The sequence below is a fragment of the Desulfogranum marinum genome, from assembly GCF_016918565.1.
GTDB lineage: Bacteria > Desulfobacterota > Desulfobulbia > Desulfobulbales > Desulfobulbaceae > Desulfogranum > Desulfogranum marinum.
Window position 1 is genome coordinate 1 of record NZ_JAFFQD010000025.1, and the last position, 15,023, is coordinate 15,023.

15 protein-coding genes are annotated in these 15,023 nt (G+C 43.7%); 10 read left to right on the plus strand and 5 right to left on the minus strand.

Translation table 11 applies throughout. From position 1 onward, the window contains the following. Positions 1-501: 501 nt before the first annotated feature. On the plus strand, positions 502-1,860 hold the full coding sequence (gene xseA, locus JWH17_RS14020) for an exodeoxyribonuclease VII large subunit (protein ID WP_205223253.1): 1,359 nt from the start codon (positions 502-504) through the stop codon (positions 1,858-1,860). Positions 1,861-1,992: 132 nt separating this feature from the next. Here xseA and JWH17_RS14025 read toward each other — a convergent pair whose 3' ends face one another. From JWH17_RS14025 to JWH17_RS14040, 4 genes are all read right to left on the minus strand, one after another. Then, positions 1,993-2,445, minus strand: coding sequence for a hypothetical protein (locus JWH17_RS14025; RefSeq protein ID WP_205223254.1), 453 nt, complete (start codon positions 2,443-2,445; stop codon positions 1,993-1,995). A gap of 119 nt (positions 2,446-2,564) precedes the next feature. Next, positions 2,565-3,644, minus strand: coding sequence for a nicotinate-nucleotide--dimethylbenzimidazole phosphoribosyltransferase (gene cobT, locus JWH17_RS14030; protein ID WP_205223255.1), 1,080 nt, complete (start codon positions 3,642-3,644; stop codon positions 2,565-2,567). Positions 3,645-3,720: 76 nt separating this feature from the next. After that, entirely contained in the window at positions 3,721-5,469 is a 1,749-nt protein-coding gene (locus JWH17_RS14035; RefSeq protein ID WP_205223256.1) for an ARMT1-like domain-containing protein, read from the minus strand. Beyond that, complete coding sequence (locus JWH17_RS14040; RefSeq protein WP_205223257.1) at positions 5,469-5,990, minus strand: shikimate kinase; 522 nt, start codon at positions 5,988-5,990, stop codon at positions 5,469-5,471. Before JWH17_RS14040 ends, JWH17_RS14035 begins: the two co-directional genes overlap by 1 nt. Positions 5,991-6,535: 545 nt before the next feature. Between JWH17_RS14040 and JWH17_RS14045 the strand changes: the two genes are divergently transcribed. From JWH17_RS14045 to JWH17_RS14080, 8 genes are all read left to right on the plus strand, one after another. Beyond that, positions 6,536-6,961: a DUF2231 domain-containing protein gene (locus JWH17_RS14045; RefSeq protein ID WP_205223258.1), complete on the plus strand. Its 426-nt coding sequence runs from the start codon at positions 6,536-6,538 to the stop codon at positions 6,959-6,961. Between the two features lie 31 nt (positions 6,962-6,992). After that, on the plus strand, positions 6,993-7,538 hold the full coding sequence (locus tag JWH17_RS14050; protein ID WP_205223259.1) for a DOMON domain-containing protein: 546 nt from the start codon (positions 6,993-6,995) through the stop codon (positions 7,536-7,538). 191 nt (positions 7,539-7,729) lie between these two features. After that, a complete protein-coding gene (locus JWH17_RS14055) occupies positions 7,730-8,518 on the plus strand; it encodes an SCO family protein (protein ID WP_205223260.1) in 789 nt (262 codons plus the stop codon). A gap of 21 nt (positions 8,519-8,539) precedes the next feature. Next, entirely contained in the window at positions 8,540-10,186 is a 1,647-nt protein-coding gene (locus JWH17_RS14060) for a cytochrome c oxidase subunit I (RefSeq protein ID WP_205223261.1), read from the plus strand. Positions 10,187-10,225: 39 nt separating this feature from the next. After that, positions 10,226-10,822: a cytochrome c oxidase subunit 3 family protein gene (locus tag JWH17_RS14065; RefSeq protein WP_205223262.1), complete on the plus strand. Its 597-nt coding sequence runs from the start codon at positions 10,226-10,228 to the stop codon at positions 10,820-10,822. Between the two features lie 17 nt (positions 10,823-10,839). Continuing rightward, the gene (locus JWH17_RS14070; RefSeq protein WP_205223263.1) at positions 10,840-11,127 is read left to right on the plus strand and encodes a cytochrome C oxidase subunit IV family protein; all 288 of its coding nucleotides are present in this window, start codon (positions 10,840-10,842) and stop codon (positions 11,125-11,127) included. 22 nt (positions 11,128-11,149) lie between these two features. Next, a complete protein-coding gene (coxB, locus tag JWH17_RS14075) occupies positions 11,150-11,746 on the plus strand; it encodes a cytochrome c oxidase subunit II (protein ID WP_205223264.1) in 597 nt (198 codons plus the stop codon). Next, a complete protein-coding gene (locus tag JWH17_RS14080) occupies positions 11,739-12,632 on the plus strand; it encodes a protoheme IX farnesyltransferase (protein ID WP_205223265.1) in 894 nt (297 codons plus the stop codon). Before coxB ends, JWH17_RS14080 begins: the two co-directional genes overlap by 8 nt. 101 nt (positions 12,633-12,733) lie before the next feature. Here the strand turns inward: JWH17_RS14080 and JWH17_RS14085 are convergent, their stop codons facing one another. Further along, positions 12,734-13,849: a tRNA-queuosine alpha-mannosyltransferase domain-containing protein gene (locus JWH17_RS14085; RefSeq protein ID WP_205223266.1), complete on the minus strand. Its 1,116-nt coding sequence runs from the start codon at positions 13,847-13,849 to the stop codon at positions 12,734-12,736. Positions 13,850-14,248: 399 nt separating this feature from the next. Here JWH17_RS14085 and JWH17_RS14090 point away from each other — a divergent pair, with 399 nt between their 5' ends. Further along, the gene (locus JWH17_RS14090) at positions 14,249-15,001 is read left to right on the plus strand and encodes a putative metalloprotease CJM1_0395 family protein (RefSeq protein WP_205223267.1); all 753 of its coding nucleotides are present in this window, start codon (positions 14,249-14,251) and stop codon (positions 14,999-15,001) included. Positions 15,002-15,023: the final 22 nt, after the last annotated feature.

Consider the following 15,023-nt stretch of genomic DNA (forward strand, 5'->3'; position numbering starts at 1 on the left):
GATTAATTTTGGTAAGAGGGTCACCGTTGCTGTCGATTTTACGCATCCGATTATCAAGGTCGAAGAATCCTGGCTGAAACATATCGGCTCCATCAAGTAAAAAACGGCTTAGAAGATGATGGAAAAGTATAACATAATATCAATATTTCAGACAGTTAAAACACTATTTGCGCTTGTTTTGCTGTAGTAATTATTCGAGAAACCCTTAAGTAAATAGAGGCAAACGATTATCAGGTCTTATAACAAAACGTCACAGACTCCTGGATCATTGGATTTATGATTCTATCAATCATCTTTCAACAAACGAAACAAAATCTGCTTTATAGAGCTCTAAAAAAATGGTAGGGACGCCTTACCTTCTCAATTCAAGGTTAGCCCGAGACATCCAGGTTCGCCTGCCTACAGGAAATATCCCTTTGGCCTATTGGCAGGTAGAGAAAAACACGCCACATCAAGCAAAAAACAGCGCACTCTATTTTCTTACTATTTTCAAAATGTATTATGGACAGACCTTCACATATTTACACAGTCTCAGAACTTAACAAACAGATCCGCTCCCTCCTGGAAGGTCGTTTTCCATTTATAAGCGTCTCAGGAGAAGTTACGGACCTGCGTAAACCCTATTCCGGCCATATCTATTTTACTTTAAAGGACGGACAAGCGCAGGTAAAAGGCGTGCTTTTTAAAATGCAGCAAAGATACCTTGCAGAACCATTGCAAAATGGAAAACAGGTTATCTGTCGCGGCAGAATCTCTGTGTATGAGCCTCGTGGAGATTATCAACTTATAGTTGATGCCGTTGATTTTCATGGAGCAGGTAACCTGCAAGCTGCCTTTGAGCAACTTAAGAAAAAACTGGCAACAGAAGGACTGTTTGACGAAAAGGTAAAAAAAGAACTTCCTAAATTCCCAAACAACATCACTCTGATCACATCACCTGATGGAGCTGCTGTCCATGACTTCATCAAAATTGCAAAACGGCGATATCCGAATACCACTCTCACAATCGTTCCCGTGGCAGTACAAGGACACCAGGCCCCAGCTGAAATAATAGAAGCACTCAGCACTGTCAACAATCTTAAAGCAACGGATATTGTAGTTCTGTGCCGAGGTGGAGGTTCCATAGAAGATTTATGGTGCTTTAATGATGAGCAGCTTGCTCGAGCAATACGCCGGTCATGCATTCCGGTGGTCAGCGCAGTGGGGCATGAAATTGATTTCACCATTGCAGATTTTGCAGCTGACCTCCGTGCTCCTACTCCTAGTGGGGCAGCTGAAATGCTTTTACCGGATGCAATGGAGTTACAAAAAAATATAGCGGCCTTTAACAATGCATTGTTGCAGGCTTTACAGAGAACTATCAGGGAATCTGAACATCGTTTCCGTTACAGTCGCCAAAGGCTGAGCCATATGGCCCATCCTGTCGACACATTACTCCTCAAGGTAAGTCAGTTAGGCATGACCCTTGAAAACAATATTTTCACGGGGTTGGAAAGGAAAAGGCTGGCTCTGCAGGAACAAAAAACTCGCATAGAACGTCACAACCCTACGTCGGTATTATCTGCTCATAGCCAAAGAGTCGCTTTATTAGAGCAACGCATGACGCATGCTGTATTCATGTTGCTTCAGGCAAAAGATTTACAGTATAAAAATCTAGTGGGTGTTCTTGATGCAATCAGCCCTCTTGCTACCCTTGCCAGAGGCTACGCGATAGCCCGTAAAAAGGATAGAGCAAGAACTATTATTACCGATGCCGGTCAAGTAACTGGAGGGGAAAAAATAGAATTACAGGTTCAACATGGCCACATTCTTTGCCGTGTTGAACCTGCAATTGAAAACGAGGAGACTGTAACCAAATAAATGTATCAATATTGCGCCGAATTTTGTTTATTTTCAAGGCGCAAAAAGACTTGCGTGCATTGCCTAGGTTAGTTTTTCGCTACACAGAAAAAAGGCGCCAAGGCAAACGTGATGTGAGTAAAAATTTATTCGCTATTGATTGAGCGAATCCAGTTCATTACTGATTGCGACCAGAACAGTCTCAAGATGGTCAGGATTCTTCTTCGCTGTATTTTTCAGCTGTTTACCCCATATTTTAAGCATGTCGGTATCAATTTTACGAATATCGTTGTCTTTACACCATTCAGTCCCGATTTTATTACCTAATTCGGCTAGCAGTATTTTCTGTTTCGGTTGCTCGGCAACAGGGGTTTTTTCTAAAATGCTTATAGTGATATCCTGCCACCCATCAACAAAAAAATTCCCTTCCTGAAATTTAATAAACCACTGCCGTTCATTTTTTGTCAAACCAGCCGGGATAGTGTACTGCTTTTGGTCCATGGCTGAATCCAGCAAGGATGCTTGAGCATCCTGTGCATCAGCACCAGAGATTCCAAAAGCTGTCAGCGATAAAAGAAAGAAAAGGAATAAAAATATTTTTTCCACGTTGGCACCATTCAATGCGATTCAAATATAGTAATTTTTCTTATTAAAATAGCATTTTGATTTTAAGGTGTCAAGAGTGCCTTGTTTATAAGTACAATTTTTTGTACAAAATGACCCGGCTACTCTTTTTGACTCACTCCTGCTTCTGCAAAAGTGCTCACATCGGTAAGAATAGCTGTTGCTGCTTCTAATGCATGCATAGCGAATGCTGCACCTGTTCCTTCGCCTAATCTAAGATTAAGATCAAACAAGGGCCTCAAATGCATTTTCTGCTGCATAAAGCTATGACCAGGCTCTACGCTTTTATGGGCACAAATTATATAATCACGAACAAAAGGTTCTATCAAATAAGCGATTAACGCTCCTGCAGTTGAAATAAACCCATCCACCACCACTGGCTTTTTCAACGCAGCTGCACCAAGAATTAAACCAGCAATCCCACCGATTTCATACCCACCTAATTTTGTCAACACATCAATACCGTCTTTGGCATCCGGTTTATTGACAGCAATTGCCTGTTTGATAACACCTACCTTGTGCGTCAACTGTTCATCGTCAATACCAGTCCCTTTACCAGTAACCTCCTCAACAGTTTTCCCCGTAACGACCGCTGCAATAGCACTGCTCGGTGTTGTGTTGCCGATTCCCATTTCTCCTGTACCGAACACATCAACATCTACGGCAAGTGCAGAAGCTATTTCAATACCTGCTTCAACAGCCATAACTGCCTGGGTTTTGGTCATGGCTGGGCCTACCATTATATTCTGTGTACCTTGAGCAATCTTCTTGCTTAAAAAACCTGGAGCGTTTTTGATTCCTTCAAATGTATCCATAGCTCCCATGTCAACCACCAACACCTCAGCCCCAGCCTTGTTGGCCAACGCATTAATGCCTGCCCCTTTGTTCATAATGTTGTGCACCATCTGGGTAGTTACTTCTGCAGGGTAGCCTGACACTCCCTCCGCAGTCACACCATGATCCCCTGCCATAACCACCATTTTTTTCCTGGCAACAGGCGGCGTCATGCTCCTGGTCATTCCCGCAAGATCTACGGCCAGATCCATAAGATCTCCCAACGCCCAGTGCGGCATGGTCAGTTGATCTAAACGAGCCTTTGCTTTATCTCTATAAGATGAATCCTGGGGATATATATTGCGGCAAGTAGATTCCAAATACCCAATTTTCTCTTTTTCCTGCATTCTGCTGTCCTCCTGACAGTATGTATACAAATTTTATGCGTTACCCAGGCGATACACCTCGGGAATTTTTTTACAATTAAACACCTTCAACCAATGATCTATCATACAACTTGCCAACTCCATACTCACGGCGACGTTGAAATTTTTCAAGGGGTGGCCCAATGAGCTGCATTTCAGGATTTTGCTGGAGCATCTCTATGGCTATATCCATTTCCTTGGTACACCCGGTAGAGTAGGTAGCATCTTTACCGCTCCATTCCGGGGGTACCATTTTCTCCATGAGGGCAAAGGATTTTTCCACATCAGCAACACTTTGAAAACGCCAAATGTCTATGGTCCCTGATCGCTGAAAAATCTCCCACATATACATGATGTCATCAGCATCCATCCCTTCTTCAAAATGTTCTGCCGGGTTGATTATTATCACATTGTGGAGGGTCGCACGAAGATGCTTAACAAACACGCTCAAAATGTCTTTTGCTGTTTGCAGTTGACCGGGAATAGAGCCGACTATGGCTGAATAAAACATCACCTTCTTCCCCTGTTCTTTTTCTTTTTTCACCATACTGACCATCTCCTCTGCTTTCCTTCGCAGAGCAGACTGGGGAAAACGAATTGTCGCGGCATGGTGTGGCTTCAGCTGCATGTCAATATGTCCATCATCTCCAGGAATTATGGAAATAATATCGCGTGTAAACTGAAACCTGTTATTGATAGTTTCTCGGCAACCAGGACTGCGACTGATCAAAAGGTCAGCCTCTTTAAACGACCGCGCAAAGGTAACCGACATTAAAAGCGGATTAAATGGCTCACGAGTCCCATCGGAAACCACCAGTAACCTGTTATCGCTGTCAAGATGCTTAAGTAGCTGATTTTTTGAAATAGCCGAATCATAAATAAAAGTAGCGTCATCCAACAAACTTTCAAGGGTAGTGTCTTCCAGGAGATCGATGAACGAAACTCGGTGGTAATAAAAATCCTGCTTCACAGCCAAGATAATCCGTATCCCCAATTTCATGAGATTTCTGATAATCGCTAAATCAAAAACTATCTCCCCAGACCTGCCTGCGAGCCATAGTATACAGGGACGCCGTCTTCCGGAAAGTACATCCCGAAGCCAATGCTTTAGCCAATCCCATTGACTCCCCTGCAGAGCTTTATTCATGACCTTTTTCAACGTCTGTTCATCCGGCGGCGTATCATGTTTCCAGATAGTGCGCATAGATGACAATAATAGAAGACGTTTTAGGCGCAGCAGGTGAAGCTGCAAGTCGATATCAAAAAGCGTGGTTTCTTTCTCGATTTCAAGCCCTTCAAGGGATTCAAAAGCTGTCTTGAAAGCTGCTGATTCCATAAAAGCCAATACCCGCTTATTTTCAACCTCCTTTACTTCAGCTAATGGACGATCAATCTCACTGATGGTGGTGAAAATACCCAGCAACCGTTTTTCAAGCCTTCCTGGAAGGTGGACTTTGTTGGAAATTTCGTTGTTGTATTTTATAGAAAGAAGGCTCAACAGATATTGTTGTTTGTAAGAATCCGTTATAACCTCACGCACCAACCGCTCCAGCCTGCTCCAGATAGTGATGTATGCCGAGGTCAGCATTGTCTCGGCACGTTTTTCAATAATCGCGCTAAAAAGAGCATCTGAACAAGGGTAATAGAACTGTTCGCGCTCGAGGTGAACCATAAAATTCAACTGCTCGGGAGACGCGACCATGTCGGGAAAAGTTTCGTATGCCAGGTGGTTCTCCGTATAAAAATTTGTCACCCATGCGTCTCTGTCGGCATTCAAGCCCCTCTGATAAGGGATCATTTCCGTCATTACCCTCTCCTTTCCAGCTTGAGCAATCTTATAATTTCACTAGATATTTGCGCAACACTCTTGCCTTCAACATCGATAATGTGATCTGCCGACTTGCGATACTGCGGCAGCCTACTGTCAAATAGTTCTTTGGCCTTTTTTATATCGCTTAACAATGGCCGTTTTTTTATTTTTTTGGTTGCATTTGGATGCGCCATAATTTTCTCCACAATGTATTCAACGCGCCCATGAAGATAAATAACAATTCCAATATCACGTAAATTTTCAACTTGATGGAAGCCGCCACCAGTTGAAATAAGAGTGCCGGTAACGTGTTCATTCAGCCAATCAGCTACCTTCTGTTCAAGTCCCCGAAAAACGGGTTCCCCTTGATCGGCAAAAATTTTGCGTATTTTCTTTTTTGCCATGGATTCGATGAGATCATCTGTGTCAATGGCAACTAAACCTGTATCCTGGGCAAGTGCTCGCGCAGTTCTTCCCTTGCCGACTCCCATAAAACCAATGAGTATAATGTTGTCCATACACCTGTATCTCCATGCTTTCAGTATAAATTGTATATACAAAAACGGGGCCAAATCCGTCCTTAAATGGTATTTAACGCCACCCTGCGTTGCGCAGCTATCTCTTAGAATTTTTCATGAACTTTTTGTTTACAAACTCAATTAATTGATATTTTTGCTTAAAAATAAATTGCACGATTAACAGTCTTTTTTTGGTTTTCAAACAAAAAGCTCCCCCTTCGGGTTAAGGTTACTTTTATAGGGCGACAATTAACAGTAAACAATAATCCACAGCTGGCTTTCTATAAACTATCACCACAAAAAACCAAGAAAATCTTTATTAAATATGACTGGTTACCATTGCTCTTGAAGAAAAATAGATTATTGTTTTTCTGTAAGCTGATATGGTATCATTTTTTGCAACTACTCTTTATATTCGTTGCGGTTAATTACATCCAAGTACATTTTTTTTAAAAGGAGATCAGTAGCAACGGCTACCGCACAATCCCAGCATTCGCGCTTACCGGAAATAACAATCGCTCTTTCAACTTCAGCAGAGGCAGATTATGACCACATTTATTTATGGAATTCTAGAAAGCGTCGGCTTTACCCACCCTCTTCATCCTGCAGCAACTCACATTCCAATGGGTATGGTTATGGGCTGTTTTTTCTTTGGCCTTATCGCCTGGTATTTCAACAAGCAGGACCTGCGAAAAACGGCCTTACATTGCTCTGTTCTTGCCCTGATATTTATTTTTCCAACCATCATAGCCGGCATTCTTGATTGGCAATATTTTTACGGCGGCACCTATCAACCGCTCATCGTTATTAAAATGGTTTTAGCAGCAGTACTTGTCATACTGCTTGGTCTTTCTATCAAAATGAATAGGGGAGGTACTGATCCCAAAACACTGTTTATTGTTTATGTCTTTTGCCTTGTCTGCGCTACTGGTCTCGGTTTTTCAGGCGGCGAACTTGTATATGGCGGTTAACAACACCATAATAAAAAAAAGGAGATTTTTCATGACGTTATCCAAATATGCCTCTGTCTTGGTGTCACTGTTTGTCTGTACATTGCTCTTTACTGCCCAGTCTTCAGCAGCAGATTACCAGCATTCCGTCACTGCCGACAAGATGCGTTTCGATTGGTCGATCAATGGTGATGTGCTTGCAGTAAAACTGACGGCACCCACCAAGGGCTGGGTTGGAATTGGGTTTAATCCCAGTAAAAAAATGAAGGACGCAGATTTTATTGTCGGCTATGTCAAAGGCGGCAAAGTTTCCATTTTTGATGAATTTGGGACCCAGGCCACCCAACACGGTCAAGACACGAAAAGAGGCGGTAACAATGATGTGACAGTCGTCGGAGGCTCCGAACAGGGCAAACAGACAACACTGGAGTTTACCATCCCTGTCAAATCAGGGGATTCCCTTGATGCAACCCTTGACCTTCAGGGAGATACGGTGGTGCTTTTGGCCTACGGCCCTGACAGAGATTCAACCCGCATGAAACATACATATCACAAAGCGATGATAGTCAATCTTAGTAATGGCAGTGTAAAAGAGTAAGAGTGACAACTCCTGCGTATGCAATTTTTCCAGTGAAAAGAGTGCACCACCTCCTCATCGTGGTGTACTCTTTTGTCATCTCCAACATAAAACCAACAAACGGCATGCAGCTTATATTGAGATTGTGTTTTTTCCTAGTACTAATGCTTGCGCTTACCTCGCCCAATATGCCTCTGGCAGAGGAAGGGCAGATGCACAAGAACCATCAGCAACATGAGAGTCCAATTGAAATGGACCATAGTGAGCACGCTGCTCATGACCAACAAGGCCTCTCTCTTTCTGAGCAGCAATCAGTGGCTCCTGAAGAATGGGTGACGGAAAAAACAGGTCAGTTTGTTCCACTGGAAGCCACTTTTAAAGATGAGAAAGGCAAAGTCATAACCCTTGCCGAACTTGTAGATCGGCCGACGTTACTCCTCCCTGTCTATTATTTTTGTCCAAGGGCATGCTCATTTGACCAAGCTAATCTGGCAGAGGCAATAAAAAAAACAAGCCATCCGAAGGGTTCATTCCGAGTAATTTCAATGAGTTTTAACGAAGTGGAACCACCTGAAGCCGCTGCTATTGCAAAACCAAATTATACAGAGTTACTTGGCCCAGATTTCCCAGAGGATGGTTGGGTATTTCTCACCGGCGACAAAGAAAACATTCTTCGTGTTACCAATGCTATCGGCTATACCTTCAAAAAGCAGAGTGATCATCTATTTATCCATCCTTCTGCACTGGTGGCCCTGAGTAGCGAAGGACAAATTATCAAATACATTTACGGGTCTTTCCTGCATGGCGATGTTGACCTCGCCCTTGCAGAAGCTGAAAAAGGAACACCGGCTACTTCCATTCGCCGTTTTCTCTCTTTTTGTTTCAACTACAGCCCCAAACAAAACCAAACTATTTTCACTATTCTTAAACTCTCAACAGTAACCCTGCTAGTTGCAGGTTTTTTCTATTTTGTTTTCTTTTTCCTGCGCAAAAAAAAATAATCAGGATTGAAAGGTGTTTCCATGCCAGCTATACACTCTTTTTTTGATACCCCCTCCCCTGCTGGACTCACAGGAGTCAAGGCATGGTTACTAACCCATGATCATAAACGGTTGGGCATCATGTATTTATGGGCCGTGCTGTTCTGGTTCACAGTTGCTCTAACCGTAGGTTTTCTTCTCCGCATCGAATTAATGACTATCGGAAAAACCATCATGTCGGCAGAGATCTACAACTCTGCATTTACCCTGCATGGCGTTATCATGATATTTCTGTTTGTCATCCCTGCTATTCCCGCTATCTTCGGCAATTTTTTTCTTCCGATCCAGCTTGGCACCAATGATGTTTTTTTCCCGCGGTTAAACCTTCTTTCCTGGTATCTGTATATGTTTGGTGGTCTGCTGGCAATCATATCGCTTTTTACAGCTGGGGGTTTCCCGGATACCGGCTGGACCTTCTACGTGCCTTTCAGCGTCGGTACCAACAACAATGTTCCCCTTACGGTTTTTGCTGCCTTTATTCTGGGGATGTCGTCTATGCTTACCGGGCTTAATTTTATTACAACGGTCCACCGGATGCGTCATAAAGCCATGGGCTGGATGCAAATTCCTCTTTTCACATGGTCTTTATATGCAACGGCCTGGGTGCAGCTATTGGCCACACCTGTTATCTCCATCACTCTATTGCTGGTCATCTTTGAAAGAGCATTCAATATCGGCCTTTTTGACCCTGACAAAGGCGGAGATCCCTTGCTGTACCAACACCTCTTCTGGATGTACTCCCATCCAGCGGTTTATGTGATGATTCTCCCCGGCATGGGTGTCATCTCGGAAATTATTCCCACCTTTTCTCGAAAGGCCATCTTCGGTTATAAAGCCATTGTTATCTCTTCATTGGGGATAGCGGTTGCCGGCTCACTGGTATGGGCACACCATATGTATACCAGCGGCATGAGCGATACTGCTGTATTTGTCTTTTCATTGCTTACCTTCCTGGTGGCTATCCCAACGGCAGTCAAAGTATTTTCATGGGTGTCGACGATGTACAAAGCATCCATTGAGATGACGCCACCTCTCCTCTATGCGCTTGTATTTATATATCTTTTTTCAGTTGGAGGACTAACTGGACTGGTTTTGGGAGCAGCGGGTACGGATATCCATGTCCATGACACTCATTTCGTAGTTTCCCACTTTCACTTTACCATGTTCGGCGGTACCGGGTTTGCCTTCTTTGCGGCGCTTCACTTCTGGTGGCCCAAAATGTTCGGCATCATGTACAACTTCAAACGTGCTTACATAGCTGCGACCTTGGCTACAGTAGGTTTCATGTTCCATTATGTTCCAATGTTTATTCTTGGCATGCAGGGTATGCCGCGTCGGTACTATGACTATTTGCCGCAATTTGCACAAGGCAATGCCCTTGCCGCTGCTGGTGGATTGCTGCTCTTTGTCGGCATTATGTTGATGTTGATCAACCTTGTTTTAAGTTTCAGAAAAAGGGAGATTTCTTCCATCAACCCTTGGGGTGGGGTTACCCTTGAGTGGACAGTCCCTTCACCGCCACCATTACATAACTTTGTTGCTGAACCCAACGTAAAAGAATATCCCTATGATTTTTCAGAAATCCTGACCGCTGAAAATGCAGGCAAAAAAGGACAGGTTACCCCCTAAGCCACTTATCACTATTCAATTCGGTTAGGAGAGATTTTTATGGAAAACAAGAGTGACTTTACTGGCATAAGAATTGGCATGTGGCTTTTTCTTTACACAGAAATCATTCTTTTCGGAGGGTTGTTTGTTCTCTATGCCGTGTACCTGCACATGTACCCCGATGATTTCGTATCCGGGGGCAAACAGCTCGACAGGGTTATCGGCGCCCTGAACACGGTCATTTTACTCATCTCGAGTTTTACTGTGGCAGCCTCCATTACCGCGATCCGAAAAAACAGCAAAAAGCTATCCCTGGGGTTGCTGGCTTTTTCCTTTCTATGCGGTGTTGTCTTCCTGGTGAACAAGTATTTTGAATGGGGATATAAATTTCACCACGACATTTACCCTAACTCTGAAACCTTGACCAACGGCCCTCCTGGTGAAAATATCTTCTTCGGTCTCTATTATGTGATTACAGGCCTCCATGGCCTCCATGTTATTATCGGCATGACCCTACTTGCTGTCAGCTTTATATGGGTGGCTAAGGGCAAAATAGAGCATAATAACTTTGCCATGCTTGAAAATTCAGGCCTTTACTGGCACTTGGTCGACCTTATCTGGATATTTGTTTTTCCTCTATTTTACTTGGTGTTATAAGATTGTAAGGAGTGGTTATGCAAAATGATGCACCTCAGCATTTGATGGGATACAAAACCCTGGCAGCTGTTCTTGCAATCCTGCTTATGCTTACAGGGATAACCGTAGGCGTCAGCTATGTTGACCTCGGCATTATGAATGTTCCCTTAGCTCTTGGGATTGCTTCGACCAAAGTTACATTTGTCCTTTTATTTTTCATGCATCTAAAATACGAAGGCAAAGCCATTAAAGTTTCTTTTCTATGCACCATTTTTTTCCTGGCAATAATGATAAGCTTTACATTCTGGGATGTAGCATTCCGATAATATTGGAGAAAAGGTATAAAATATGGATCCTGTATTAGGGGTAGATCGCGCATTCTGGTATATATTCATTGTTTCTGCGATATTTCTGGCGGGCATAACCGTCGTCATGGTCTATTTTGTCTTTCGGTATCGCCGCGCTAAACACCCTCAACCTGCAGATATTAGAGACAACTGGAAACTCGAACTTCTATGGACAGTCATCCCCACTATCATTGCTCTTTCAATGTTCTGGGTCGGCTGGCAGTCATACACGGGCCTACGTAATGTTCCAGCCGGCGCAGTGCAGATAGAGGCTTTAGGGCAGATGTTTTCCTGGATTTTTATTTACGACAACGACAAAGAAACAGAAAATGAGTTGGTTGTCCCGGCCCATACACCTATCAAGCTCAATATTGAGTCTCTGGATGTGTTGCACAGTTTCTATATCCCTGCTTTCAGAGTCAAAGCAGATGCCGTTAAAAACTTTCCTACTTATGTCTGGTTTAGAACCAACGAGCCCGGACAATACGACATTTTATGTGCCGAATACTGTGGATTGGATCATTCTCAAATGGTTGCCAAGCTGACTGTCCTCCCTAAAAATCAGTACCAGGAATGGCTCGATCAAGAAGATGAGTAGCACGATCAAGGCAAGCTCCCCTTTTTTTGCCTTTATAGTGCCCTGGCTGCAGCTAATAAAAGGGGTACTTTGTATACCCATCGCTCTTTCAGCAGGCTTTGGTTATATCCTGTATACTCGCACGATAAACGGTACTCTAGTCCTGCTCACTCTGGCTATGTTTCTCCTGGCCTGCGGATCTGCGGCGCTCAACAGTCTGCAAGAAAGAAAGATCGACAGGCTCTACCAAAGAACGAGCCACCGCCCGCTTGTCACGGGTCAACTCTCGCCCGCTATGGTTATACCTTTTCTCGGCAGTCTGATAGCCGTCGCCTTTTTATTGCTATTAACAATCGATGCAACGGCTAGGACTTTATTACTGGGCATACTTGGAGTTATCATCTACAATGGCCTGTATACTCCGCTCAAGCATCGAACCAGCCTCTCTCTTCTGATTGGTGGCCTGGCAGGATCACTTCCACCTGTCATCGGCTGGTGTGCCGCTGGAGGCTCGATAGCTGATTACAGAATAGCAGCCATTGCCACTTTTTTTTATCTCTGGCAGGTTCCTCATTTTTTCCTCATATTATTAGTACACAAAAATGATTATATCCGTGTCGATCACCCTAATTTAGCAGTTGCCCTCTCTGAAAACAAACTACGGCGGATAACGTGGATTTGGATTTTTGCCTATGCATCAGTTGGCCTCATCATTTCAAGCTTACCCGGATTTCTCACCATTTTTTCAAGATGTTCCACCGGCACAATCGCCCTCCTCACTGTGGGGCTGCTTTCTTTTCACCTCGTGCTTCGTCCTTCTCCATCTCATTACAGCCGTCTCTTTCAAGTCCTTAACATTTCTTTTTTCTTCAATATTTCACTGATTGCAATTCTAGAAATCTTGTAACTGTTCTGCAATTCTCCAGATACGCGCAAGCAGGCTGGTCAACCATGGAGTAATGGACTATTTTGGGCCATACTATGTGCAGATTGACTGTTGCTGAAGGGTCACGATCTTTCTTCCTTCCTCAATGCACTTAGCCAATGAACATACTCTGCGCCCACAGTTTTCCATGAATGGGGTGTCGTGAGAGCCTGACTTTTTTCCTGGCTCATCTGCTCATTACGATCGATCAGATCACCCAATCTTTTTTTCAACTGATTCTTTTTGTAGCGAAACTCCACAGGAAAAAGTTCTTGATATGCCAAGCGATCAGGTACCAAAGGCACACAGCCTGCCCGTACGGCTTCGAGTACAGACATGCCGAAGAATTCATGAATGGCTGTTGAAACCACAATAGTTCCTCTTTGTAACATTTTATAATACCGGGTCCGATCAGGAACATAACCAAAATGGAGCAAATGCTTTGCAAGCCTGGTCTTTGCCTTGTCAAATATTTCCGGACTATCCTGGAACGTTTCCCCTAAAACCAAAAGCTGAAAATCAGCCCCTTGCTCGGAAAGCTCAAACAGCGTAGAGAAAAAAGAGTTCGGATTCTTATCATGCTCCCAGCGATGATTCCAAACCACGACAGGACTGGTTGGCCTTTCTGTTCCTTGCCCAAGGGCATCAATAGGCGAGAAGTCCATTCCAGGAGAAATCACAGTCGATTTTTCAAAAAGATCATTGACTAAATGATGCAAATTAATGTCAGCAGCTTTTTTAAGGTAACGCCTAATTCCAGATAAAAAAGTTGATCGATTATACTCACTATTAAAGGCCAGGCTATCTGCACACAGCGCTGAAGTAAAATTAATGGCCGTGAACTGAAAACGCGCCTGATCCTGGGGCCTGGAAGGATAGGCAAATTGATTCTCATGAAAATAGATGGCAACAGGAAGCAAGATGCCCCTGCCGGCCAATAAGGAGCGCAATACAGCAACATCTATAAAGGTAGACGTGAGTATTCCATCGAATCGATACCCGTTTTGAATAAACCCAATTATCTGTTCAGCCATCCAGGGAGCAGCAAGCTGCATTCTCATTTTCCACTTTCTCGCCGGGAGGGTTAACAAAGTGAAATCCTGATCACGTAATTCTTTTTGCAAGCCCTGGATAAATATTTTGTGGGAACCGCCGTAATAAGGCTCAATAATAAGGTAATGTTTTTTTAATGATTGCATGGTTTACACTCAAGACCTTTCTAAAAATGACAAAGCAGAATAACGCTTCAGGAGCACTCTACGGAGCCTACGCTTACTTTACGCACCACCATGCTGTAAAAAGGAGCATCCTTATCATTATCCAGCCTGATTGCATGTACCAGGAGCACTGCTTGATAAGTTGCAAAGCAAAATATACAACCCGGAAAATCAAGCTTTTCTTTTTCTTCACTTTTTCTATTTAGAACTGGCTGTTCTTGACTGACATCTCTCAAAAGCCTCTGCTCTCACGATATTTTTTATGCGCAGTTAAAATATTTTTGCAAAAATAGGCTTGGAAAAGTTCTTTTGCACCTGTACATCGTCATTTTTTTGCCGTATATTTGCTTGATACACAACTTATTATTTTCTGCTATCATCATGTATTCCAATCAGGCATCAACACATACAGCGCTTTTACCCTCTCTGGGTGGTGGCTATACATCAGGCCAACTCAAATCGCAACCAGCTCGAGAGATCAGTGTACCTGTGCCGGCGTCACAGGCTGATCTTACTAAAAATACAGGCACTAATGAAACGCTTGATCGTATAACACTGTCACCACAAAGCAGACACTTGGCTGCCGGCTTGGCGCAAAACAAAGATGATGCCCAAGGGGAGAAACAGGACACAGCTGAAAACCAACCTCGCCAAAACAACCAGCAGATAGCACAACTCAACGCTGAAGAACAACGTGCTGTTGAACAACTCAAACAGCGAGACATGGAAGTTCGCAGTCACGAACAGGCGCATCTGGCAAATGCAGGCCAGTATGCTGCAGGCAGTGCACAATATACCTACCAAAAAGGACCCGACGGCAAAAGGTATGCCGTAGGTGGCGAGGTGCCGATAGATATAAGTAAAGAAAGTACCCCGGAAGCCACTCTTCAAAAAATGCAGACTGTTCGAAAAGCAGCACTGGCCCCGGCAAACCCTTCTTCAGCAGATCGACAAATAGCTGCCACCGCCACTCAGAAAGAAGCCCAGGCAAGACAGGAAATGCAAAAAGCCAGTGCAGATGAATCAGCTGCCCGCCCTTCAAAGGAACTTGAAACGACTGTCGAGTCAACAGAGCCTGAAAACAGTGCAACTACGCCCTCATTATCCCGACAAGCTTTTACAGCTGTTGCGTGAACAGTCATCTTACAACTTTGCA

Excerpts from the sequence above, each read along its gene's own strand:
- xseA (WP_205223253.1), top strand. The coding sequence starts at position 502 with ATGGACAGACCTTCACATATTTACACAGTCTCAGAACTTAACAAACAG.
- cobT (WP_205223255.1), bottom strand. The coding sequence starts at position 3,644 with ATGCAGGAAAAAGAGAAAATTGGGTATTTGGAATCTACTTGCCGCAAT.
- JWH17_RS14035 (WP_205223256.1), bottom strand. The coding sequence starts at position 5,469 with ATGACGGAAATGATCCCTTATCAGAGGGGCTTGAATGCCGACAGAGAC.
- JWH17_RS14040 (WP_205223257.1), bottom strand. The coding sequence starts at position 5,990 with ATGGACAACATTATACTCATTGGTTTTATGGGAGTCGGCAAGGGAAGA.
- JWH17_RS14045 (WP_205223258.1), top strand. The coding sequence starts at position 6,536 with ATGACCACATTTATTTATGGAATTCTAGAAAGCGTCGGCTTTACCCAC.
- JWH17_RS14050 (WP_205223259.1), top strand. The coding sequence starts at position 6,993 with ATGACGTTATCCAAATATGCCTCTGTCTTGGTGTCACTGTTTGTCTGT.
- JWH17_RS14055 (WP_205223260.1), top strand. The coding sequence starts at position 7,730 with ATGCACAAGAACCATCAGCAACATGAGAGTCCAATTGAAATGGACCAT.
- JWH17_RS14060 (WP_205223261.1), top strand. The coding sequence starts at position 8,540 with ATGCCAGCTATACACTCTTTTTTTGATACCCCCTCCCCTGCTGGACTC.
- JWH17_RS14065 (WP_205223262.1), top strand. The coding sequence starts at position 10,226 with ATGGAAAACAAGAGTGACTTTACTGGCATAAGAATTGGCATGTGGCTT.
- JWH17_RS14070 (WP_205223263.1), top strand. The coding sequence starts at position 10,840 with ATGCAAAATGATGCACCTCAGCATTTGATGGGATACAAAACCCTGGCA.
- coxB (WP_205223264.1), top strand. The coding sequence starts at position 11,150 with ATGGATCCTGTATTAGGGGTAGATCGCGCATTCTGGTATATATTCATT.
- JWH17_RS14080 (WP_205223265.1), top strand. The coding sequence starts at position 11,739 with ATGAGTAGCACGATCAAGGCAAGCTCCCCTTTTTTTGCCTTTATAGTG.
- JWH17_RS14085 (WP_205223266.1), bottom strand. The coding sequence starts at position 13,849 with ATGCAATCATTAAAAAAACATTACCTTATTATTGAGCCTTATTACGGC.
- JWH17_RS14090 (WP_205223267.1), top strand. The coding sequence starts at position 14,249 with ATGTATTCCAATCAGGCATCAACACATACAGCGCTTTTACCCTCTCTG.